Below are 23,508 nucleotides of genomic sequence, written 5' to 3' on the forward strand. Positions count from 1 at the left end.
ACAATATGCGCGGATTACATCAAGGTCAGAAGTAATAATCTTCACTAAAAGACCGTATATATGACAGCAAACCTGTCCCTGCTATCGTTGAATGACACCTTGCAATACTGGAGGAGACCATATATGAACTCTGGATAATAAATCTATCTCAAGCAGCTATTTTCAGCGCTCACTGCGTTGAATTTACTTGCAATAGGCCAGCTATTGACGCGTAAATTCGCCTTGTTTTCACTGAAAATCTCTAGCTAGAGAAAATAAATTTAAATATCACTATAATTCAATACTTTGGTAAATCTCTTAACCAAAGATCAGGTTAACTAGTTACGAAAACTGATTAAACAAGCTATCTGTACTTAAACCTTCTTGTTGCAAAATGTCTTTTAGACGACGTAATGCCTCTACCTGAATTTGTCTTACTCGCTCACGTGTTAAGCCTATTTCACGACCTACATCTTCAAGTGTAGATGGCTCATAGCCAAGCAATCCAAATCGACGTGCTAACACTTCACGTTGTTTAGGGTTTAATTCACCTAACCAATCAACAATATGTTTATTAATATCATTATTTTGTACTTCGCCTTCAGGACCAGCACTTTTTTCATCAGGGATGATATCAAGTAGTACACTGTCGTTTTCGCCACCAATAGGCATGTCTACTGATGCAATTCTTCCGTTTAAACGTAGCATTTTAGTAACGTCTTCAACGGGTCTATCTAGGCAAGCTGCAATTTCGTCAGCTGTTGGCTCATGGTCAAGCTTTTGAGTTAACTCACGCGCTGTACGTAAATAAACATTAAGCTCTTTAACTACATGAATAGGTAAGCGAATGGTACGCGTTTGGTTCATAATGGCACGTTCAATTGTTTGACGTATCCACCATGTAGCGTAAGTAGAGAATCTAAATCCACGCTCAGGGTCAAATTTTTCAACTGCGCGAATTAAGCCTAAGTTACCCTCTTCAATTAAATCAAGTAGAGCAAGGCCGCGATTATTGTAACGACGTGCTATTTTAACAACCAAACGTAAGTTACTTTCAATCATACGTTTACGTGAGGCTTCACACCCTCGAAGTGATTTGCGAGAAAAAAACACTTCTTCTTCAGCACTAAGCAAAGGAGAAAAACCAATTTCGCCTAAATAAAGTTGAGTTGCGTCAAGATTTTTAGTTACTTCTTCTTTAGCAAAGATTTCATCGTCGTCTACTTTATCTAGTAGAGCTGTACTTTCATCAACATCGATGTCATCGAACTTTTCGTCAGTCGTAGTATGTTTGTCAAGTTTTGCTGCGCTAGCCATAAGCCTTCTCCCGAGCAGTTATCAATACCTAAAAATTAGGGTAAGTATTTAGCAGGATTGACAGCTTGCCCTCGGTAGCGAATTTCAAAGCGAAGCGCGGTGACCGGAGATTCTGAATTACCAATTTCTGCTATTTTTTGTCCTGCCTTAACTTTCTGCTTTTCTTTAACAAGTAATTTCGAGTTATGTGCATAAGCACTTAGGTAATCATCATTATGTTTCAATATGATTAAACTACCATAACCTCGAAGGGCGTTACCCGCGTATACCACTGTTCCTTGTGCCGCAGCTAAGACTGAAGCCCCTTTGCGATTAGTAATCTGTAAACCTTTATAACCGTTTTCCTTATTAGAAAAGCGTTTGGTGATTTTGCCCTGTGCAGGCCAAAACCACTTAACTTTACTGCTCGACAAACGTTTAGTATTACTAATTTTGTTACTGGCTTGTTTCTGAACATACTCTCGTTGTTTTGGGGGATCAAGCTCTTTCTTTAAAATTTTGTTATTTTTTTGTGATTTTTTTATAGACTTTTTACTCGAATTCGTATAATTTGCATCCCTTTTTGTTTTTTCGGGCTTAGGGAGTAAGGAGATGTTTTGCCCAGGGAAAATTGTGTAAGGTGATGGAATTGAATTGTTTTTTGCAAGTAATCTAAAGTCTTGCCCAGCACTAAAGGCAATAGAGTAGAGCGTATCTCCTTTTTGTACTTTATAGCTAGCCCCATTAATGTTAACAGTATGACCTAAATCATTAACATTATTATTTAAGCTACTAACAGGTGCAGGAACATGGCGAGAAGAGCAACCAAAGAGAAAAATACTAATAAATATAGTTATATACAGTAAACACTGTTTATTCATTGTATTTTTCCCCTAAATTAGAAAATTGATATTTTTAACGCTTAACGCAATAAAAAGTACGCTAGCGCAATTAATACCACTAATCCCCAACCAAGTATTTCAATATATTGACGTAATTTTGCTTCCATTTTAGCCCCGCCCCACTTCATTAAGGCTGAAACTAAAAAGAATCGCGCACCACGTCCAATGGCTGATGCGAGTAAAAATGGCAAAAATGCCATTTGTAAAACACCTGCGCCAATGGTAAATACTTTATATGGTATAGGCGAAAAACCAGCTAAAAACACAACCCAAACACCGTAATCTTTAAACCAATTGAGTGCTATATCAAACTTTTCTTGCCAGTGCATTTGTGCAATCAATGGCTCAACAACGGGTTCAAATAGCCAAAACCCAAGCAAGTAACCAACTACTCCACCAACAACCGATGCTATTGTGGCAAAGCTTGCAAAACGCCATGCTTTTTTGGGCTGCGCAAGCGACATAGGTGCAAGCATTACATCGGGCGGTATCGGAAAAAAAACTGACTCTGCAAAGCTCATTGCAGCTAAATAACGTTCCGCATGGCGGTGCTTTGCCCACACTAGGGCCATATCGTATAACTTGGTAAACAACTTCAAAATGAATTCCTATTCAATATCGCCAGGTACTAACGGCACAAATCTAACGGGAGCAATAACATGCTCTTTATAATTATCGCCTTTGCGGATAACCATCACTAATTTTTGATCACTCTCACCAATGGGCGCTAATAACACGCCTCCATCGGCTAACTGAGCAAGTAAGTCTTGCGGAACTTTAGAGGCCGCAGCAGTCACTATAATACCATCAAAAGGTGCTTGTGATTGCCAGCCTTGCCAACCATCACCATGCTTCATGGTTACATTATATAAATCGAGTTGTTGCAATCGACGTTTTGCCTGCCACTGAAGCGTTTTAATACGCTCTACCGAATAAACCTTTGTAAACGTTTTGGCTAATATTGCAGTTTGATATCCAGAGCCAGTACCAATTTCCAGCACTTTATTGCGCACACCAGCTAAGCGAAGTAACTCAGTCATACGCGCGACTATATAAGGCTGAGAAATAGTTTGCCCTTGCCCAATCGGGAGCGCTGTATTTTCATAGGCTTTGTGTTTTAGCACATCATCTATAAAAATATGGCGCGGAATATCAGCTATAGCACTAAGTACTTGCGTATCTTCAACACCTTCACGCTTTAGTAAGTCAGAAAGCGCTTTAGCACTGCGGGTATAATTAGCGAGCACGATTAATCTCCAAATCGGCTAACCATTCTCCTACTGCCTTTAAGCTATCTTTAGCTGTCATATCAACACTCAGTGGCGTAACTGAGGCATAGCCATTATTGATTGCGTAAAAGTCGGTGCCTTCACCAGCATCGCTTTCGGTGCCAAGCGATCCGTACCAATAAATATCACGCCCCCAAGGATCGGTTTGTTTCGTCATCGTTTCAGCTTTATGACGAGCACCTAAACGTGTTACTTGCACCCCTTTTAATTCACTTAATGGAATATCTGGCACATTAATATTTATTATTTGATCTTTTGGAAGCGGATGCGAAGCCAAGCCTTTAATAATATTTACGGTAACAGCAGCGGCTGTTTCAAAATGATCGCCATTATGTGAGCAAAGCGATACCGCAATTGCAGGCAGACCTAAATGGCGACCTTCAGTTGCAGCGGCAACAGTACCGGAATAAAGCGTGTCATCACCCAAATTGGCACCATGGTTAATACCTGCAACAACAAGGTCGGGCTTTTCATCAGCTAACTGATTTACACCTAAATGTACACAATCAGTGGGTGTGCCATTAACTGACATAAAACCGTTTTCGAGTGTAGTTGCTCGTAGCGGGTTCATAAGTGTTAAAGAATTACTCGCGCCACTACAGTTGCGATCAGGTGCAACAAGGGTTACATCTGCAATTTGTATAAGCGCCTGATATAAAACCGCAATGCCTTTGGCATTTACGCCATCATCGTTACTTAACAGTATCTTCATTTATGCCATTATCCTTATCTTTGCGCTCTCGAGGGCTAGCATCAGTGTAATCCACCAGCTCACGTAATAATGCGGTTGCAAAACACCCTTTTGGCAAACCAAAGCTTAGTTTTAGTGTGGTTTCATCAAGTGTTTCAACAGTTAAGTTTTGTGGAATTAAGCGCAGCATTCGGCGCTCATTTTTAAGGCCTAACTCACCTAACCCATCACACCATGTTTGGAAAGGTTCGAGCCATACTTTTTCTTGCTCGGTTAGGCCTTTTTCACTTTTACCCACCATAGGTGCCGACATCATAATATCGCCAGTGGCTAATCGCTCTATGTTTTCGTCGTTAATTGCATCTTCAAAAAATGCATTACTGCCGCTGAGCATAAATACTTCACGGTGCATTGTTTTAGCTAAACCATGCTCTTTTACACGTAAGCTCACTAACTGATTAAATACATGCGATCGTGCTGCTGAAATAATAATACCGCGCAACTTTTTATCGCGAATACGCTCACCGGCAAACATTTTTTCAGCCATAACTAAGTTATGACCGCCATGCCCAAAGCGCTGTTCGCCAAAGTAATTAGGCACACCTGCGCGTACTGCGTTAATACGACATAAAATATCAAGAGGGTTAGTTACGTTACGAAGCGTAATAGTAAATTTATTACCTTTGTGGCAGCCCGTACGTAACTTACGGTCGTGGCGCTGTTGCGACACAATAAAAATACTCTCACTATTTAAATCACTAAAATCGATAGGCTTTTTAATTGGTACTTTTACACTAAACCACTGTGAGCACACGCCGTGGCGATCTTTCATGCCTGCATAGCTTACGTCTCGCGGTGAAACACCCGCACGCTGTGCAATTAGCTTTGCAACGTATTGCGTGTTTTCGCCTTTTTTAACCACCTGCAAACACACGTGTTCGCCACTGCCGGTAAATTCTATACCTAAGTCTTCATCAACCATAAAGTCTTCAGCTGTGGTTTTAAAATCAGCTTTAGAAAGCGGCGCACCGTATAAATAATTTAAATCGCTCATGCGTTTTTTGTACTCGCAAGCTCTTTACTCATAATAACCACCGCATGGCTAGAAATGCCTTCCTTGCGCCCTTCAAAGCCTAGCTTTTCGGTAGTAGTGGCTTTAACGTTAATTTGGCTAAGGTAGCAATTTAAATCGCTGGCTAAATTAGCGCGCATAGCTTGAATATGTGGCAACATTTTTGGTGCCTGAGCAACAATAGTCACATCGCCATTACCAAGTACATAACCTTGTTCTTTCGCTAAGCCCACCACATGGCGAAGTAAAATACGGCTATCGATATTTTCATACTCGCTAGCTGTATCGGGAAAGTGCTTACCAATATCACCCATTGCAAGTGAGCCTAAAATAGCATCGCATAATGCATGAATAGCAACATCACCATCTGAGTGCGCTAAAAAGCCCTGTGGGTAATCAATTTTTTCACCACAAATTGTTAACGGGCCTTCGCCGCCAAATTTATGTACGTCAAAACCATGGCCAATTCGTATCATAATCCACTCTCGTTTTGTTGTTTATGTAATAAAAACCCAGCCAGGTCTAAATCCTCTGGCGTGGTTATTTTAATATTATCGCTACGACCTGCTACAAGCTTAACCGGTTTACCCGCCCACTCAATTGCACTGGCTTCATCGGTAATAGTAGTCCCGCTTGCTAATGCGTTTTTCAGTGCATTTTTAAGCTCGTCATATTTAAAAAACTGCGGGGTAAGTGCTTGCCATAAATCGTCTCGCGGCACCGTTTGTAGGGCATGAGTGTGGCCACGTTTTATGGTGTCTTTTACTTTACTCGCTAAAATACCGCCTTCATCAGCGCGTATACATTCATCAATTAAACGTTCTATATCACTAATATTAACTAGCGGACGCGCAGCATCGTGCACCAACACCCATGTTGGTGGGTTAGGCGCTAAAAAAAGCAGGCTGTTAAGCACCGAGTCGGCTCGCTCTTTTCCGCCACTGGCTCGCACAATGCGATTATCAAGCAATGGGAGTTCGTCAAAATAGGGGTCGCTGTCGCTAAGGGCAACAACAATAGTGCGTAATTGAGGTAATTGAGAAAGTTTAGCTAAGGTGTGTTCTAAAATGGTTTTACCGGCTAATTGTATATATTGCTTAGGCGCATTGTGCTGCATTCTACTGCCAACACCCGCAGCAGGTACAATTGCTGCAATAGTCTGTTTATTTGTCATATTGTTTGCCCGGTAAAACACGAATAAATGTTTCGTCCGGTTTAATCATTCCCAATTCGTTGCGTGCACGCTCTTCAATGCCTTCTTGGCCAAGTTTTAAGTCTTCAATATCTGCTTTAAGTACTTTATTACGTTTAATGAGTTTTTCGTTGGTTTGATGATGCGACGTTACTGCACCTTTTAGTCGTGTGTAGTCTTGTAAACCATTATGACCAAACCATAACCTGTATTGTACAAACAGTGCTAAGCACAGTAAGCCAACTTGAAAAATACGCATTTAACACTCCTTATTTTAAATTCCAAATACCTTAACTTTAATACGCTAAGGGGCGCTTTAAATTGCGCCAATTAATACTACCCGCTAAAAGCATTTCGCGTAGTGATAAAACCCGTGGCATGCAATGCTTCGAAAATTGCCACTGATGCCCGCAACATGCAGCGGTTAAACTCACTTTACTTGGCTTTATTAGCTGAGCATTTTGCTGCTCTAGCCCATTTCCTAAAAAATCAAACCAACCAAGCTCATTGCAATGCAGCTTATTTTCGTCTAACTCATCAATACTGTCTATTCTAAGACGCACCTGATCGTAGCCATGTAATATAACGGGCACTATAAGCCCCACTTTGGCATACGTTTGATAAAAAAGTTCATTAGCTTGAACATTCACATCGGGTGGGGTCGGTTTTTGCTTTTCAAGCCACGTACCATTTTGCGCGTCAAGCGTAAAAGGCGTGTCACCATTGGCAACTAACGTTGCAGCTCGCTCAATATAATAAGGTAGGCTTTTTAACTGGCGGCGCAGTTTATCGGCATTAGGCTCTGCAATTAATCGCTGAACCTCACGCTGATAAAACGCATTACACAATTGTGCATACAACACTTTTTGTGCATCAGTTTGCCAAATTTCAACTTGCTGCTGAGTACCAAGTGACTGATTTTTAGCGACCAAAAGCTGTACTCAAAAATATTCAGGTAAATGTTTTATAACACAGTATTGAATATTTTTTAAGCGCAGCGCACTATTTTAAGCGCTTGGCTTTTCACCTAATTTTGCTTTACCTGATTCTAAAAATTGCACAACCGTATTACGCTTTTTACCAATCAATAAACTGCCATCAGCTAAAAACATAAAGTTTTGCCAATTGCGTTTAAATACATCAAACGTCGTTTCGATAATATTATCGCGTGCCATACAAAAATAAACCGTGGTGTTAGCTTCCCAATCTAAAAACGTTAAGATTGCTTCTGGTGGTTGCGCATCACCATTTTCCCACGCATCTTGCCAATCTACTTCTTGGCTAAAGCTTTTTTCTTGACCACACCAATCGGTGTCTTCAAAAAAATCAGGGTGATCAAACTCACGGCTCACCATGGTTGTCCAAAGTACGGCTGCGCGCTCGTCGCTCATAGGCTTTATTTTTGCTGCGTCTTCATCAGATACAGGTAAATCTTTGTGGCGAAAAACCCACGCCTTTTTGTAATCATCTAAAGAAATATAGTTCATAGTATTGGCAAATTAGTTAACATTAAAAGTGCAAAGCCAAATTATACAAGAGATCAAAACATGACTACAGCAATAAAACCACTTTCCCTAAAACCAGGCATATACCAACACTACAAAGGCCCGCAATATAAAGTTATTCATGTTGCCACCCATAGCGAAACCGAGGAACAGCTTGTGATTTACCAAGCACTTTATGGTGAATTTGGTATATGGGCGCGCCCACTTAGTATGTTTAACGAAACAATAGAAAAAGACGGCAACACAATACCGCGCTTTGCCTATATTGGTGAAATAGATTAACTATGGCATCATGAATACATTCAATACTGCTCTGACCAGAAGAGGCTAACTCGTGCAATTTAATTCAACCGATAATTACATAGCTAGCAGCTCGCTTAAACAAGCTGTAAATGCTGCCATTATGCTCGAAAAACCACTTTTAATTAAAGGCGAACCCGGCACAGGTAAAACTATGCTGGCGCAAGAACTTGCTAAAAGTTTAGACACCACACTTATTCAGTGGCATATAAAATCGACCACCAAAGCGCAGCAAGGCTTGTACGAGTACGATGCGGTTTCGCGCCTGCGCGACAGCCAATTAGGTGACGAGCGCGTACACAACATTAGTAATTACATTGTAAAAGGTAAGCTGTGGCAAGCATTTACGTATGCAGAGCTTAACGGTAAGCGCCCAGTACTATTAATTGATGAAATAGACAAAGCCGACATAGAGTTCCCAAACGACTTACTACTTGAGCTTGATAAAATGGAGTTTCATGTTTACGAAACTAATGAGCGTATTGTCGCAAAAGAGCGCCCAATTGTGATCATCACTTCCAATAATGAAAAAGAATTACCGGACGCATTTTTACGCCGCTGCTTTTTTCATTACATTGATTTTCCTAGCAGTGACGAAATGCAGCAAATTATTGACGTGCACTACCCTAACGTTAAACAAGATTTAGTACGCCAAGCACTCGAAGTGTTTTTTAACCTGCGCGAAGCTAATGGCCTTAAAAAGAAGCCCTCCACCAGCGAATTGCTTGATTGGCTTAAACTTTTAATGGCTGATGACATAGACGCTAAAACACTGCACGACAAAGCACAAAAAGGCGGTTTAATGCCCATGTTTGGCGCACTACTTAAAAACGAGCAAGACATAAGTCTAATCGAAAAATTAGCCTTTATGAGCCGTCGTTAAGATGTTGATAGCATTTTTCTTCAAACTACGTAAATACCGCCTACCGGTAAGTCTGCGTGAGTTACTCGACTTAATTAACGCCTTAAAAAAAGGCGTTATATTTGCTGACGTAGACGCGTTTTACCATTTAGCGCGCACTATAATGGTAAAAGACGAAACGCACTTTGACCGTTTCGACAAAGCCTTTAGTGACTACTTTAGCGGCATTGCCGACCTTGATTTACTCGAAAGTTTAAAGCAACAGCGCAACTTACCTGAAGATTGGCTACGTAAAGAGTTTGAAAAAAACCTAAGCGATGAAGAAAAAGCTCAACTTAAAGCTATGGGTGGGCTCGACGAGCTTATGAAAACCCTAAAAGAGCGCTTAGAAGAGCAACAAAAACGCCACGCAGGTGGCAATAAATGGGTGGGCACTGGCGGCACCTCACCTTTTGGAGCATACGGTTATAACCCTGAAGGCGTGCGCATAGGCCAAGACGGCAACCGTAACCGCCAAGCGGTAAAAGTGTGGGATAAACGAGAATACAAAAACCTCGACACCGACCGCGAAATTGGCTCGCGCACAATTAAACTCGCCCTTAAAAAACTGCGTAAATTTGCTCGCAATGGCGCAAGCGACACGCTTGATTTAAACGAGACTATTCGCGCTACTGCAAAACAAGGCGGCATGCTGGATGTAAAAATGGCACCTGAGCGTCACAATGCAGTAAAAGTACTCATGCTGTTTGATATTGGCGGCTCAATGGATGACTACATCCACACCTGCGAAGAATTATTTAGCGCCGCCCATAGCGAATTTAAACACTTAGAGTTTTACTACTTTCATAACTGTTTATACGAGCACGTTTGGCAAGACAATGCGCGGCGCCATTCAAATGTAATCGACACCATGACGCTGATTAATAAATTTACCAGCGACTACAAAGTAATTTTTGTGGGCGATGCCACTATGGGCCCATACGAAATAGCCTACCCCGGCGGCTCGGTAGAACACTACAACGAAGAGCCCGGCAGTGCCTGGTTACAACGTATAACAAACCACTTTGATAAAGTCGCTTGGCTCAACCCACAACCCGTTGAACACTGGCCGTACTATCAATCAATTGGTTTTATAAAGCAGCTGATGGATAACAGAATGTACCCGCTGAGCTTGGATGGAATAAGTAGAGCGATAAAAGAGCTGAGTTAGAATATTAATTTACGACTGCTCAGTGCCAGCGGCGGACCTTCAAGTCGTTTATCTGAAATCCTGTTGGGTGGCGCCTTCAGCTTAACCAACCTACCTTTTGACGTAGGTCGGATAAGTGGCGCAGCCACGACATCCGACAAAAATGATGAATTTATTAGAAACAACCCGACTTACCGCGTTGAGTTAGTTTACGCAGCCCCATAAAAAAGTATTTAATTCGGCTAATCATGCAGTTCGTCATAAGGAGGGTATTCATAATGAAACAATTCTATTGTCTGAATTACAGTTGCTAGAAATCCAAATATTTTAAGAGTCATTGATTTATCAACAATTAGAGCAATATGCCTACCATGTTGTAACCAATGGCGGTTTACATCTTTGGGTTCTTCAGGCTCTTGAAAATCCACAGGTTTAAAGTAGTAATCTAGAAGTCCACTTACAGATTTCAAAGAAGCACTTAATTCTAAACCAAATTCTAGGGACTCGTATTTATCTTTAATTACTCTTTGGTTATAGCGCACTCTCTCATTAGCATTAGGGGTGTCATCTTCATAATCGAATTGTGATAATGCAGACTCTATTAATGTAACTGATCCTGGTAAACAGGCTTCAAAACTATTAATGAAGCTGAGCACCTCTTCATTTTTTAATAGTCCATTTTTATGATCTATGTACTTATATCTGTATTCAGAGAAAGAGACAGTTTGTAAAAAAGGCAATCCAAAGTCTCGACTCAAAACATTCACACTTTCAACTAGATTATCTTTGTCTTCGCATTCAGTATACTTTTGTACATTTTTTATAGAGCTTTTTATACTTTCATAGTAATTTCGAACCTTCATCTCACTCATAAGCTTATTTCCTTTTAGTTGACCACTACATGTGGGATAAATTAGGATATAGGAGCAGAATTAATTAAACAGAAAGTAGGTGTTAGCTATATAGTTCAATGTTTTAGAATGACACAACAAAAACCTCGGTAATTTACCGCTCGTCAATTAGATGCTCTCCGCCCTTTCGCTTTACTTTTGAGCCCCCTTGTTGATGTATGCTGGATGTTTCTCGAACATTTACTATGTCATCAGGTGAGATAGCAAGGTCGTTGATATCCTTTACTGTATTAGCAGCTGACGTAGGCTTTCCTTGTGAATGCGCTTTAGCATCATCAAGTGCTGTAGTTAATTCTGAAAATAAATCACGTTTGCTCATTTCGCCACACTTCTAAGAATTCTTTAAATTGCTTTTTCTGTTCTGCTGTTAAATCGGTTATTTCATTTTTACTGTAAATGGAGAACGCATACAACTCAAAGCGCTTTACTCATAAATAAGCTGTAAGGATCTAACTCATAATCACCAAATGGTTCGCATTCTTTAAAACCAAACTGAGTGTAAAGCTTTTGTGCGGGTAAAAATGCCTTTGCCGTGCCGGTTTCTAAACTTAGCTTTTTGTAACCTCGCGAGCTTGATTGCTCAATAATATGCATGAGTAACTTAGCGGCTATGCCTTGGCGTAAATAGCTGCTTGATGTGCGCATTGATTTAATTTCGCCTTCGGTCGCATTTAGTGCTTTTAAAGCGCCAACACCCGCTAAATTATTATCAATCCATAAGCTATAAAAAGTTATATCGGGCTGAGTGAGTTTGCTCACATCAAGTGCATGCACGCTCTCAACAGGCGAATGTTTAAGCATATCGTTATGATGCGCCTGTAGTAGTTTTATAACGTGTGGGTTTGAAAGCTCACCTATTCTAATATCCATTTATACCTCGCTTAATCCTAGAATTTAATTCTTTAGGGCTTTAATTAAAACCCTAAAGTAAATAGCTGTATTTAGAATGCTAGTTTCCACACTACAAACGCAACAGCAAAGCCTACTAAATACACTAGCCCTAACCACGTTAAACTACGTAGTAACACGCTATGTTTTATAGCAGGCTCTGATCGCACAAGACTAAAGTTAAGCCATGCAAAAACAGGTGTTGTAACAAACGAAAGTGTCATTGCAAACGTAAGCATGGGACCAAGGGCTGATTTAAAGAATAAAATAACCGCCATACCGGCAAGTGCTTGTAGTATTAACCAAATATTTAGGCTGTATTTTGATTGCTTAAAGCCAAGTAGTTTATGAGACTCGTTAAGCGTGCGGGCGTAGCCATCTAGCACGGTAAGTGTAGTGCCAAACATACATAAAAAGGCGATTGCTGATACAAGCGGCCTTGCCCACTCGCCTATTGTTAATGCGTACATATCAATAAGCTGCTTGGCAAACGCGACACCGCCGAGTTCTATACTGCTAGTTTGCCCGTACTGCACTAATACACCTAAGCTAAAAAATACCAAGGCTAAGCCAGCTGTAAGCCAGTAGCCCACGTTAAAATCGAACAGGCCTTGGCTTTTTGTCACTGTTTGCTGCGCTTGTTTTTCTTTTAGCCATAAAGAACTTAAGGCAGATATTTCGATAGGGGCTGGCATCCAGCCCATTAAAGCCACCATAAAACTAAGCATGGCAAGTTCATACGGTGAAGGACCCAGATAATCAGCAGGTGCCATTGGACCGTTACTAAATGCAATGGCAAGGGCAATCAAAGTAGCGAGCGTAAGCAGCCCCATAATGCCTTTGGCAACGTTATCTAGCGCTTTAAAGTGTCCAAGTAGTAATATAACTAAACATACACCCAGCAGCATCCAACAAAGTAAGGTTACTTCGATAACCACAGGTAAGGCGTAATGCAGTAAGCTTGCGGTAAGCAGTAATACGCCAGCGGTATTAACAACAGCGGCTACAATGTTTAAGCCAATAAAGCTGTAAAAATAAAACGGGCCTTTACTCTTATAGCCCTCCACTAGGCTATTTTTAGTCGCGAGTGTGTATTCCATACCAAAGCGAAAAAACGGATATTTTAAAACATTAACAACGAGGATAAGCCAAAATAGTTGCCAACCAAATATTGCTCCAGCTTGCGTAGAGGCAACTAGGTGAGATCCGCCAATAGCGGCTGTTGCCATGAGTATTCCAGGTCCAAGCGCACCTAGTCGAGACTTCCATACTGCTTTTATTGTGTGCATTAATTTCTCAAAATATGTGTGTTATACGCTGCTTTTATTAATTTTTTTGATTAATAAACTGCAAGAACGCATAACTTACCTAAATTACAGGCAATAAAAAAGAGCCATACGGCTCTTTTTTACAATACTTTGGAACTAAATTTTATTTAAGATCCATCTCTTGGATGATCTCGTGTGCTATTTCAGGTGTAGTGCTAACAGGCTTTTCGTGTAAGTTTGCTTTTATCTGCCCTTTTCGATGTTTTAGTGCCGCATCGAGTTTTTTAGCTGCGCTTGCAATGGCTGGGTACATAACTTCGTTTTCCCCTTTTACCGATATGCGCGTGCCTTCGTAATTAGTGCTAATTTCAGCTTGGATTTTATGATGCTCTTTTGACAAAATAATATCGAGTGCAATAAGCGATGGAAAGTGGCTCTCGATTTTTGAAAATTTTTCGTTGATGTGCTCTCTAATAGAGTCAGTAACTTCAACATGGTGACCAGAAAGATTAATTTTCATAGGGTATCCTTTTATTTGTTACCTCATAAATAGTATTGGGGGCTATTTAGATTAACACAAGGAAAAAAGAGAGATATTTGAGGTTTATTTGCGGTTTTTGGTGATTTAAATCATGCGTTGTGCAAAGTTTATGCAAAGCCCATAGTGCATGGGCTTTCAGACGTCTAGCTGTATTGATTAATCTGTGTACGAACAACAGTAGTCAGCAAAATCAGATACTTTTACTTTAAAGCTTACATTTGCATCAACATTAAACGATTCACCCGCGTTAAATGTTTTCCACTCACTTGCCCCTGGTAATAAAATATCCCATTGGCCAGCTAAAAGCTCCATGCACTCTTTTTGGTTTGTATCAAAAACAAACTCACCAGGTTGCATAAAGCCTAACGTTTTCGCTTCGCCATCACCTAAAATAACGGTACGGCTCGACACTTTTCCGTCAAAATATACATTGGCTTTTTTTACTACACTCACGTTATCGAACTTCGGCATTTTTAGCTCCTGCTATTAATTTAAGATTTTTATTTATAAATTTTATCGCACTACCTTGCCTGATAGCTTACTTTCTTGCAAGGAAAGCAGCATTGTTCAAGGTGAAGTTGCTTCATGTAAGGGCATAAAAAACCCGCAGCATGTGCGGGTTTTTCAATTACTTACTTTATTTAATCAAAGCGATTAAAAAAGCTCGTTTGCTTTGCTTACAATGTTTGCCACTGTAAAACCAAAGTGCTCAAACAGCTCACCAGCAGGTGCTGACTCACCAAAGGTAGTCATACCTACTACTGCGCCATTTAGACCTACGTACTTGTACCAGTAGTCAGCAATACCTGCTTCTACTGCTACGCGGCGTGTAACAGATGCCGGTAATACGCTTTCTTTGTACTCTGCGCTTTGATCTTCAAAGGCATCAGTACATGGCATAGATACAACACGTACCTTTTTACCTTGGCTGCGTAGCTCAGTTGCTGAATCTTGTGCTAGTTGCACTTCAGAGCCCGTCGCAATTAAAATAATTTCAGGATTGCCGTCACAGCTAAGGATGTAACCACCCTTTTTAACATCGCTTAATTGCTGTGCATCACGCGCTTGTTGCTCAAGACCTTGGCGAGTAAAGATTAACGATGTAGGACCGTCTTTACGCTCAATAGCTTGTTGCCATGCAATTGCCGACTCAACTTGGTCACATGGGCGCCAGTTGTATAAGTTAGGCGTTAAACGCATGCTTGCAATTTGCTCTACTGGTTGGTGAGTTGGACCATCTTCACCTAAACCGATTGAATCGTGCGTGTATACAAAAATGCTTGGTTGCTTCATTAATGCAGCCATACGTACGGCATTTTTTGCATATTCAACAAACATTAAGAACGTAGCACCGTAAGGAATAAAGCCTTTATGAAGGGCAATACCATTCATAATTGCCGACATACCAAACTCACGTACACCGTAGTAAATGTAGTTACCGCTTGCATCGTCGTGTGTTAAACCTTTAGAGCCATCCCAAATTGTTAAGTTTGAGCCTGCTAAATCGGCTGAGCCACCCATAAATTCTGGTAATAACGGACCAAATGCGTTTAATGCATTTTGTGATGCTTTACGAGACGCTGGGTTTGCTGGGTTTGCTTGTAATTGCTCAATGTACGCTTGAGATTTTTCAGCCCAATCGCCAGGCAGTTCGTTATTAATACGACGCTTATATTCAGCTGCAAGCTCTGGGTATGCTTTTGCGTATGCTGCAAATTTTTCGTCCCAGCTTGATTCAAGCTGCTGACCTTTTTCTTTGCTATCCCATTGTGCGTAAATATCATCAGGAATTTCGAACGCATCGCCAGTCCAACCTAAGAATTCGCGAGACGCTTTAATTTCGTCATCACCTAGTGGTGCACCGTGACAATCGTGGCTACCAGATTTATTAGGTGAGCCGTAACCAATAATTGTTTTACAACAAATTAGTGATGGTTTATCGGTAACACTTTTAGCTTCTGCAATTGCAGCACTTATAGCATCGCTGTCGTGACCATCAACACCACTAATTACATGCCAACCGTATGCTTTAAAGCGAGCTGGCGTGTCATCTGTAAACCAACCTTCTACTTCACCATCGATTGAAATGCCGTTGTCATCCCAAAATGCAACAAGTTTACCCAGACCTAATGTGCCTGCAAGTGAACCAGCTTCATGAGAAATACCTTCCATAAGGCAGCCATCGCCCATAAATGCATAGGTAAAGTGATCAACAATATCGTGACCTTCGCGGTTAAACTGTGCAGCTAGCGCTTTTTCAGCAATTGCCATACCTACGGCATTTGTGATCCCTTGACCTAATGGACCCGTAGTAGTTTCGATTCCTGGTGCATAGCCATATTCAGGGTGACCTGGTGTTTTAGAATGCATTTGACGGAAGTTTTTAATTTCGTCCAGTGGTAAGTCGTAACCACTTAGGTGCAATAGAGAATAGATAAGCATTGAACCGTGGCCGTTTGAAAGAATAAATCTGTCACGGTCAGCCCACTCTGGATTTGTTGGGTTGTGTTTTAGATAATCGCGCCATAATACTTCTGCGATATCAGCCATGCCCATAGGGGCTCCAGGGTGACCAGATTTGGCCTTTTGTACTGCGTCCATTGACAAGACGCGAATAGCATTTGCAAGTTCTTTGCGAGATGGCATGAATTCTCCTACCTTTATGTGTATTTGCGCGGGTATTTATGTGTTTGTTTATGCACCCAAGTAACTTGGGTTTGTTTATATAGACCATTCTTACTTATTGTGGGGGCTGTGTGCAATTAAAAACCCTATAAAAGTGAGGCATTATGAATATTTTTTAAGACCAAAAAGTTATTAGTAATTTTATTTAGACGTCTAGGCGTAAAAACACTATGCAAGGTGTTTTGTTTTCGATAAAATACGCCCCTTAATTTTTTAGCGCTAATACCGACGTTTGTGAAGCGCAATATTTGTGAGCAGAAATACAATGGCAAAACATTTATTTACTTCTGAATCAGTTTCTGAAGGTCATCCGGATAAAATCGCCGATCAAATCTCTGATGCGGTACTTGATGCTATCCTAGAGCAAGATTCTCATGCCCGTGTTGCGTGCGAAACTTACGTAAAAACAGGTATGGTTATGGTTGGTGGTGAAATCACTACTAGCGCATGGGTTGATATTGAAGAAATTACACGTAAAACAGTACGTGAAATTGGCTACACGCACTCAGACATGGGTTTCGATGCTGATTCATGTGCAATTTTAAACACTATTGGTAAACAGTCTCCTGACATTAACCAAGGTGTTGACCGTACTAGCCCAGAAGAACAAGGTGCTGGCGACCAAGGTCTTATGTTTGGTTACGCATGTAACGAAACAGAAGTGCTAATGCCTGCGCCAATTACTTACTCACACCGTTTAGTACAGCGCCAAGCGCAAGTACGTAAAAGCGGCGAGCTTAACTGGTTACGTCCAGATGCAAAATCTCAAGTTACTTTTGCATACGAAAATGGTAAGCCAGTAGGTATTGATGCTGTTGTACTTTCTACTCAGCACAGCGAAGACATTTCGCAAAAAGATTTAGTAGAAGCGGTGATGGAGACTATCATCAAGCCGGTACTTCCTGCAGAGCTTATTACAAGCGCGACTAAATTTTTCATTAACCCAACGGGTCGCTTTGTAATTGGCGGACCAATGGGCGATTGTGGTTTAACAGGTCGTAAAATCATCGTTGATACATACGGTGGTATGGCTCGTCACGGTGGTGGTGCTTTCTCTGGTAAAGATCCATCAAAAGTTGACCGCTCAGCTGCATACGCTGCACGTTACGTTGCTAAAAACGTAGTTGCGGCTGGCCTTGCTGATAAATGTGAATTACAAGTTTCTTACGCAATCGGTGTTGCAGAGCCTACATCTATCAGCGTTGAAACATTTGGTACAAGCAAGCTAGAAGAAAGCCGTTTAATCGAGCTTATTCGTGAACACTTTGACCTACGCCCTTACGGCTTAATTCAAATGCTTGATTTAGAGCGCCCTATCTACCTGCCTACAGCGGCTTACGGCCACTTTGGTCGTGACGAATTCCCTTGGGAACGTACAGATAAAGCAGACGCACTTCGCGCAGCTGCTGGCCTTTGATTGGCTAAGTAAATATAAAAAAAGCGCCAATTGGCGCTTTTTTTATATGTAAACTAATTGAGCAAAAGCAGCTTTAAAAGCTACTTTTAAATCTATTAATCCATTCCTTTAGTAAGTAACTGCCACGCTGTAGCCATATACTTATTATAAGCTTGCTCTGTTGCTACATCAATTGGTTCAAAAGGCTGCGGCTTAAGTGGTACTAAGTTAATCCGATCCTCTGGTTGAACTTTTTGATACTCATACATTGACGAAAAATCACCACGCCAAAGCTGTTCTGGTTTACGCACAGTTTGAAAACCAAATACAGTACGATCTTTAGGTTGATTTAATAGCGACTGGCCCATGCTATAAAATGTCGTATTTTGCGGTGCTATTAAGTTTAATAATGTAGGTGCAATATCCATATGGCTCGCTAATTGATCGCTCGATACCCAGTTTGGATTTACACCTTTACCATAAATAACAAGCGGTACATGTGTTAGTTCATATAGATCAGGGCGATGATGTAAATAACGGCGACTATAGTGATCACCTGTAATTACAAATAATGCATCTGGGTAGCGCTGCTCCATTTTACGAACAAATTGACCAAGCATTTTATCGGCATACCATAAATGCCCTAATACGTAAGGGTCTAATAAGTCATCATCTAAAGCTTGAATTTCCTTTGGATAGTCAGCAACTGATTTTAAAGGATACCCATACTTATCTAAATCTAAGTTAAATGGCCCGTGATAACTCCCACTCATGATTAAGTTAAAACTTTTTTCATCTGTTTTAGTATCGACTAAATCAAATAACTGACCATCATCAATTCCCCACACACCAGCACTTCCTTTACCTCCAGTGTCTGCAGCCGAAAATACTTTATCAGCTCCTTGTGAAAGCACATATTCGCCTATATTTTGCCATGACAGCAAGCCGCCATAATAAAATCGACTTTGATAACCTAGTTGCTCAAGTTGATTAAATATTGATAACTTACTCGCTGGTTTTTGTGGTCCAATACGGCTCATGTTAACGCCCGAAAACGCTATACCAGACATAAGGCTAGATAGCGAATTCATAGTACTGCTTGCTGCAGGTAATACATTATTTAAATATATACCTTTACTAGCTAAATTACGTAGTTCATTAGTTAAATTGAGCGATGTATATTTTTGCTGAAACGGCCAAGCATCATAACTTTCCATAACAATAAAAAACACTTGTGAAGGTGCCGCTAACATTGGCGCACTGGTTTTTTTCTCAAGCGTCGCTAAAGGGTTATCTATGTCAGGTGCATTTTTTCGTAAGTAAGGATTGTGACCATTTAAACCAAAACTTTGTAAATCATTATAATCTTTAATGGCATATATAAAGCTTCGAAACGGGTTTATTACAAGATTATTTACAAAAGCATCTGTCGTTACTGCTGACCATTTTCGAGAAGCAGGACGAGTTTCAAATGATCCTCTTATTGCACAAACAAATAAAACAATAATCAATGCAACTAAAATCGTACGCTTTAATATATTCGTGGTGAAAAGATGATTGATAGCACTATAGCTTTTCCTATCAACTAGTTTATTTATTTTAAATGCTATCGCTAATAAAATAACTAAACTAAGCAGGCTCCCCCACGGTTTATATTGCTCGATTACAGTTAATGCAATAGCTTGTTGATCGTCATTTAGCCCTTCAAACATAAAAAAGTTAAACTGGCTTCCATATTCAGCAATGTAAGTAATACTCGTTATACATAGTATTGTTGACGTAATGAAAAATATTCGGCTTGTATATATACGTGCTTTTCTAACCCATTGTCCTAAACGCAGAGGCTGTAAAATACAGTTTAAAATAAAAACAATACTAAAACAGACTCCCGTCGCGGCAGAATCAAATGCTAGACCCGCTTTTAATGTCGCGATTATTGAATCAATATCTAGTTCGGAAGTAATACGATCACTAAAATGAATTAAAAAGAAAATCCGAAAACCCATAAAAAGTAGTACACCAGCAAACCAAAGAGTAGCGATACGTCCGCTTTCTTTTACAAATTCTAGCCAGCGACTAGATGGAAGTGTGTGTGTGTTTAGCAAAATCCTGTACCTAATATATTATACCCCTAGGAAAACAATTTTACTTGTTTAAGCTACTTCAACAAGGAAATAGCTGTAATCACTTGTAATTAAAGAAAAAATTTTACATATAAAATATTCCATTCACATTTAATTGCAAGTAATGGAATATTCTATTGAAATACTAATCAACTTTTTCTATAAGTAATCTTTTGGGAAATAGATACGTTTAACAATTTTATTTTACATAGAGATACATTTATAAAGGGGTTCGGTTTATACTCGCTTCATTATAAAGCTTTAGGGATAGTTAAATGGCCGATAACTTTCGCGTTATATTTGCAGGACTTGCCGATAGCGTTGACATAAAAACAGCATGTACAAATTTAGCTACAAAATTAAAAACGTCAGATGAAAAAGTAGCTCTTTTTTTTAAAGGTAAGCCACTGTTTGCGCCAAGTAATAAAGACAAAGCATTAAAACAAGCTAAGTTACTAGCAAGCTTAGGCATTAAAAGTAAGCTTCAAGCTGTTTCAAACGCTATTCAAAATAGCTCTGCCCCTGCTGCAAACAACCAACGTGATGAACGTATTTTTGATGCACTCGATTACATCACTAGCAGCTTAATTCACCTTGAAGAAAAGTTAGACGAGCTAGAGCAACGCCTTCCTGAAGCTCAATTAAAAGCACCAGACGAAAATGTTGACGAATGGCAAGATGACGACCTAATGCTAGATGAGAATTTAGCGCCTCCTAAAAAACGCAGTAACTTACTTTTATATTCATTGATTGCAACTGCCACCATTTTGCTAGTAGTACTGGCTGTTTTTTTAATTTTTCCCGATTTATTCTCTTTTTAAGAATGGCTAATTAATTTAATGAGTAATAAACGCGCAAAAATAAGAGAAGAAATTCGTAACACCCGTAAAAACTTGTCAAATAATCAGCAAATAATTGCTGCGCAATCGCTAAAAATGAATTTTATTCAACATTTAAAAAGCGAAAAAACAACGAATTCAAAGCATATTGCCATTTACTTAAGTAACGATGGGGAGTTAGACACTTCATTGTTAATTAAAGAATTATGGAGTTTAAACCATACCGTTTACCTACCTATAATACACCCATTCAATGGCGCTAATTTACTCTTTCAGCGCTATGAGAAAAACTCACCCATGAGAGCAAATCGCTATGGTATCTTGGAGCCTAAGCTGAACTGCTCTCAAATATGCCCATTACCAGTGCTTGATTACCTCCTTATGCCATTAGTTGCATTTGATAAACAAGGTAATCGCCTAGGAATGGGAGGTGGGTTTTACGACCGGACTTTGGCGCGTTTACACGAACAAAATTGGCAAAAACCACAACTAATTGGCCTTGCACATGAATGCCAAAAAGTTGAGGCCCTACCAATCGAGTCGTGGGATGTACCACTTAAAACCATTATCACCCCAGATAAAACATACTGTTGGTAACAATTAAATTTGATTACTAACCGCATATTTCTGACATACATGAGCACAAAGCAATGACACAAGACGAATTAAAAAAAGCAGCTGCTTGGGCAGCACTCGAGTTTGTAAAAGAAAACACCATTGTAGGTGTGGGTACAGGCTCTACTGTTAATCACTTTATTGATGCCCTTGGCTCAGTAAAGGACACTATTGTAGGCGCTGTATCAAGCTCAGAAGCCTCAACCGCGCGCCTACAAGCGTTGGGTATTGAAGTATTTGAGCTTAATAACGTTGCTGCTTTAGATGTATACGTTGACGGCGCTGACGAAATAAACGCTCAAAACGAAATGATTAAAGGCGGCGGCGCAGCGCTAACACGTGAAAAAATAGTAGCGGCAGTTGCAAAACAGTTTGTGTGTATTGTTGATGACACAAAACTGGTAGATACATTGGGCGACTTCCCGCTTCCGGTAGAAGTTATTCCAATGGCGCGCAGCTACGTTGCACGAGAATTATTAAAACTTGGTGGTGACCCTGTTTATCGCCAAGGCGTAGTTACCGATAATGGTAACGTGATATTAGATGTATTTAACTTAAAAATTACCAATGCTAAACAACTTGAAGCACAAATAAATTCAATTGTTGGCGTAGTTACCAACGGCCTATTTGCGATGCGAGGTGCTGATAAAGTGATTATCGGTACCAAAAATGGGCCACAAATTAAATAGGATGAGGTTATGAGTAAGGTATCGTTAGCAAAAGACAAAATTAAAATTCTCTTGCTTGAAGGTGTTCACCAAAGCGCTGTTGAAACGCTAAAACGTAACGGTTACAGCAATATCGATTACGTTAAAACATCCTTACCTGAGGACGAGCTTAAAGAGCGCATTAAAGATGTTCACTTTGTAGGACTTCGTTCTCGTACTCATATTAACCAAGCCGTATTAGACTCAGCTGACAAACTAGTTGCTGTTGGGTGTTTTTGTATTGGTACAAACCAAGTTGATTTAGATGCAGCACGCGAACGCGGTATTGCTGTATTTAACGCACCATTTTCTAATACTCGTTCAGTTGCTGAACTTGTACTTGGTGAAATCCTACTTTTATTACGCGGTATTCCAGAGCGTAATGCAGCGGCTCATCGTGGTGGCTGGTTAAAAACAGCAAATGGTTCGTTTGAAGCACGAGGTAAAACTTTAGGTATTATTGGCTACGGTCACATTGGTACTCAGCTAGGTATTATGGCTGAAAATATCGGTATGAACGTGGAGTTTTATGATATCGAAGATAAGTTATCACTAGGTAATGCAACACAAGTTCATAACCTAACTCAGCTGTTACAACGCTCTGATATTATTAGCTTACATGTACCAGAAACACCGCAAACTAAAAACCTTATTGGTAGCGCAGAACTTGCTGTTATGAAGCAGGGGTCTATTTTGATCAATGCCTCACGCGGAACTGTGGTTGATATTGATGCTCTTGCAGAAGCGCTTACAGAGAAAAAACTAAGTGGTGCAGCAATCGATGTGTTCCCTACTGAGCCAGAATCTAACGATGAAGAATTTGTATCGCCACTGCGCCAATTCGACAATGTTATTTTAACGCCGCACATTGGTGGTTCTACACAAGAAGCACAAGAAAACATTGGTATTGAAGTAGCGGGTAAACTGGCTAAATACTCAGATAATGGCTCAACTATTACTGCGGTTAACTTCCCTGAAGTATCGCTGCCTGAGCTTGCTAATCGTAGCCGTTTATTACACGTACACCACAACCGCCCTGGTGTACTAACGCAAATTAACCAAGCGTTTGCACAGCACGGTATTAATATTGCTGCGCAATACCTACAAACAGACGCATCTATTGGTTATGTAGTTATTGATGTAGATACAGATCAATCTGAGGTAGCACTTAAAGAACTAAGCGCTGTTGAGGGTACAATTAGAGCACGTATTTTACATTAATAAATACTTTTTATATTAAAAAAGGGTCCATATGAAC

27 protein-coding genes are annotated in these 23,508 nt (G+C 40.2%); 8 read left to right on the forward strand and 19 right to left on the reverse strand.

The window, feature by feature from the left end:
- Positions 1 to 321: 321 nt before the first annotated feature.
- The 11 genes from rpoS to QL998_RS12580 form a co-directional block, all read right to left on the reverse strand.
- On the reverse strand, positions 322 to 1,296 hold the full coding sequence (gene rpoS, locus QL998_RS12530) for an RNA polymerase sigma factor RpoS (RefSeq protein WP_290192810.1): 975 nt from the start codon (positions 1,294 to 1,296) through the stop codon (positions 322 to 324).
- Between the two features lie 35 nt (positions 1,297 to 1,331).
- On the reverse strand, positions 1,332 to 2,156 hold the full coding sequence (locus QL998_RS12535) for a peptidoglycan DD-metalloendopeptidase family protein (protein WP_290192811.1): 825 nt from the start codon (positions 2,154 to 2,156) through the stop codon (positions 1,332 to 1,334).
- Between the two features lie 41 nt (positions 2,157 to 2,197).
- Positions 2,198 to 2,776: a YqaA family protein gene (locus QL998_RS12540; RefSeq protein WP_007584782.1), complete on the reverse strand. Its 579-nt coding sequence runs from the start codon at positions 2,774 to 2,776 to the stop codon at positions 2,198 to 2,200.
- Positions 2,777 to 2,785: 9 nt separating this feature from the next.
- On the reverse strand, positions 2,786 to 3,424 hold the full coding sequence (locus QL998_RS12545) for a protein-L-isoaspartate(D-aspartate) O-methyltransferase (protein WP_002958958.1): 639 nt from the start codon (positions 3,422 to 3,424) through the stop codon (positions 2,786 to 2,788).
- The gene (gene surE / locus QL998_RS12550; RefSeq protein ID WP_024600608.1) at positions 3,414 to 4,178 is read right to left on the reverse strand and encodes a 5'/3'-nucleotidase SurE; all 765 of its coding nucleotides are present in this window, start codon (positions 4,176 to 4,178) and stop codon (positions 3,414 to 3,416) included. The genes QL998_RS12545 and surE overlap by 11 nt, the downstream gene beginning before the upstream one ends.
- Positions 4,159 to 5,211 carry a tRNA pseudouridine(13) synthase TruD gene (locus QL998_RS12555; RefSeq protein WP_290192812.1) on the reverse strand — a complete coding sequence of 351 codons (1,053 nt, stop codon included), beginning with the start codon at positions 5,209 to 5,211 and terminating at the stop codon, positions 4,159 to 4,161. Before QL998_RS12555 ends, surE begins: the two co-directional genes overlap by 20 nt.
- A complete protein-coding gene (ispF, locus tag QL998_RS12560) occupies positions 5,208 to 5,705 on the reverse strand; it encodes a 2-C-methyl-D-erythritol 2,4-cyclodiphosphate synthase (protein ID WP_182720478.1) in 498 nt (165 codons plus the stop codon). Before ispF ends, QL998_RS12555 begins: the two co-directional genes overlap by 4 nt.
- Positions 5,702 to 6,403 carry a 2-C-methyl-D-erythritol 4-phosphate cytidylyltransferase gene (gene ispD, locus QL998_RS12565; protein WP_290192813.1) on the reverse strand — a complete coding sequence of 234 codons (702 nt, stop codon included), beginning with the start codon at positions 6,401 to 6,403 and terminating at the stop codon, positions 5,702 to 5,704. Before ispD ends, ispF begins: the two co-directional genes overlap by 4 nt.
- Positions 6,393 to 6,680 (reverse strand): cell division protein FtsB, encoded by a 288-nt coding sequence (ftsB, locus tag QL998_RS12570; protein ID WP_002958963.1) that lies wholly within the window; start codon positions 6,678 to 6,680, stop codon positions 6,393 to 6,395. Before ftsB ends, ispD begins: the two co-directional genes overlap by 11 nt.
- A 37-nt stretch (positions 6,681 to 6,717) precedes the next feature.
- Positions 6,718 to 7,353 carry a hypothetical protein gene (locus tag QL998_RS12575; RefSeq protein WP_290192814.1) on the reverse strand — a complete coding sequence of 212 codons (636 nt, stop codon included), beginning with the start codon at positions 7,351 to 7,353 and terminating at the stop codon, positions 6,718 to 6,720.
- A gap of 75 nt (positions 7,354 to 7,428) precedes the next feature.
- Positions 7,429 to 7,908, reverse strand: coding sequence for a DUF2947 domain-containing protein (locus QL998_RS12580; RefSeq protein WP_024596335.1), 480 nt, complete (start codon positions 7,906 to 7,908; stop codon positions 7,429 to 7,431).
- Positions 7,909 to 7,968: 60 nt separating this feature from the next.
- On the opposite strand from QL998_RS12580, the gene QL998_RS12585 reads away from it, so the two are divergent.
- Genes QL998_RS12585 through QL998_RS12595 form a run of 3 tightly spaced genes read left to right on the forward strand, consistent with a single transcriptional unit; the run spans position 7,969 to position 10,298 of the window.
- Positions 7,969 to 8,208, forward strand: a complete 240-nt coding sequence (locus QL998_RS12585) for a DUF1653 domain-containing protein (RefSeq protein WP_290192815.1) — start codon at positions 7,969 to 7,971, stop codon at positions 8,206 to 8,208.
- Between the two features lie 52 nt (positions 8,209 to 8,260).
- Entirely contained in the window at positions 8,261 to 9,109 is an 849-nt protein-coding gene (locus QL998_RS12590; protein WP_290192816.1) for a MoxR family ATPase, read from the forward strand.
- 1 nt (position 9,110) lies between these two features.
- Positions 9,111 to 10,298 (forward strand): VWA domain-containing protein, encoded by a 1,188-nt coding sequence (locus QL998_RS12595; RefSeq protein WP_290192817.1) that lies wholly within the window; start codon positions 9,111 to 9,113, stop codon positions 10,296 to 10,298.
- A 221-nt stretch (positions 10,299 to 10,519) separates the two neighbouring features.
- Here QL998_RS12595 and QL998_RS12600 read toward each other — a convergent pair whose 3' ends face one another.
- The 7 genes from QL998_RS12600 to tkt all read right to left on the reverse strand — a co-directional run bounded on the left by QL998_RS12600 (position 10,520) and on the right by tkt (position 16,531).
- Positions 10,520 to 11,149, reverse strand: a complete 630-nt coding sequence (locus tag QL998_RS12600; protein ID WP_290192818.1) for a hypothetical protein — start codon at positions 11,147 to 11,149, stop codon at positions 10,520 to 10,522.
- A gap of 133 nt (positions 11,150 to 11,282) precedes the next feature.
- Complete coding sequence (locus QL998_RS12605) at positions 11,283 to 11,507, reverse strand: hypothetical protein (protein ID WP_290192819.1); 225 nt, start codon at positions 11,505 to 11,507, stop codon at positions 11,283 to 11,285.
- 95 nt (positions 11,508 to 11,602) lie between these two features.
- Positions 11,603 to 12,058, reverse strand: coding sequence for a GNAT family N-acetyltransferase (locus QL998_RS12610; protein ID WP_290192820.1), 456 nt, complete (start codon positions 12,056 to 12,058; stop codon positions 11,603 to 11,605).
- 71 nt (positions 12,059 to 12,129) lie between these two features.
- Entirely contained in the window at positions 12,130 to 13,305 is a 1,176-nt protein-coding gene (locus QL998_RS12615) for a divalent metal cation transporter (protein ID WP_290192829.1), read from the reverse strand.
- Between the two features lie 202 nt (positions 13,306 to 13,507).
- Entirely contained in the window at positions 13,508 to 13,864 is a 357-nt protein-coding gene (raiA, locus tag QL998_RS12620) for a ribosome-associated translation inhibitor RaiA (protein WP_007376058.1), read from the reverse strand.
- Positions 13,865 to 14,041: 177 nt separating this feature from the next.
- Complete coding sequence (locus QL998_RS12625) at positions 14,042 to 14,356, reverse strand: pyrimidine/purine nucleoside phosphorylase (protein WP_002958974.1); 315 nt, start codon at positions 14,354 to 14,356, stop codon at positions 14,042 to 14,044.
- Between the two features lie 183 nt (positions 14,357 to 14,539).
- The gene (tkt, locus tag QL998_RS12630) at positions 14,540 to 16,531 is read right to left on the reverse strand and encodes a transketolase (protein ID WP_024604068.1); all 1,992 of its coding nucleotides are present in this window, start codon (positions 16,529 to 16,531) and stop codon (positions 14,540 to 14,542) included.
- 304 nt (positions 16,532 to 16,835) lie between these two features.
- Here tkt and metK point away from each other — a divergent pair, with 304 nt between their 5' ends.
- A complete protein-coding gene (metK, locus tag QL998_RS12635; RefSeq protein WP_002958976.1) occupies positions 16,836 to 17,987 on the forward strand; it encodes a methionine adenosyltransferase in 1,152 nt (383 codons plus the stop codon).
- A gap of 95 nt (positions 17,988 to 18,082) precedes the next feature.
- Here metK and QL998_RS12640 read toward each other — a convergent pair whose 3' ends face one another.
- On the reverse strand, positions 18,083 to 20,071 hold the full coding sequence (locus tag QL998_RS12640; protein WP_290192821.1) for an alkaline phosphatase family protein: 1,989 nt from the start codon (positions 20,069 to 20,071) through the stop codon (positions 18,083 to 18,085).
- Between the two features lie 293 nt (positions 20,072 to 20,364).
- Between QL998_RS12640 and QL998_RS12645 the strand changes: the two genes are divergently transcribed.
- Genes QL998_RS12645 through serA form a run of 4 tightly spaced genes read left to right on the forward strand, consistent with a single transcriptional unit; the run spans position 20,365 to position 23,471 of the window.
- Complete coding sequence (locus tag QL998_RS12645) at positions 20,365 to 20,910, forward strand: hypothetical protein (RefSeq protein ID WP_290192822.1); 546 nt, start codon at positions 20,365 to 20,367, stop codon at positions 20,908 to 20,910.
- Between the two features lie 18 nt (positions 20,911 to 20,928).
- Positions 20,929 to 21,525 (forward strand): 5-formyltetrahydrofolate cyclo-ligase, encoded by a 597-nt coding sequence (locus tag QL998_RS12650; protein WP_290192823.1) that lies wholly within the window; start codon positions 20,929 to 20,931, stop codon positions 21,523 to 21,525.
- Between the two features lie 53 nt (positions 21,526 to 21,578).
- Positions 21,579 to 22,232: a ribose-5-phosphate isomerase RpiA gene (gene rpiA, locus QL998_RS12655; RefSeq protein ID WP_024600598.1), complete on the forward strand. Its 654-nt coding sequence runs from the start codon at positions 21,579 to 21,581 to the stop codon at positions 22,230 to 22,232.
- Positions 22,233 to 22,241: 9 nt separating this feature from the next.
- The gene (gene serA, locus QL998_RS12660) at positions 22,242 to 23,471 is read left to right on the forward strand and encodes a phosphoglycerate dehydrogenase (protein WP_290192824.1); all 1,230 of its coding nucleotides are present in this window, start codon (positions 22,242 to 22,244) and stop codon (positions 23,469 to 23,471) included.
- Positions 23,472 to 23,508: the final 37 nt, after the last annotated feature.

Origin of the sequence: Pseudoalteromonas sp. APC 3691, from assembly GCF_030408135.1 — a bacterium.
GTDB lineage: Bacteria > Pseudomonadota > Gammaproteobacteria > Enterobacterales > Alteromonadaceae > Pseudoalteromonas.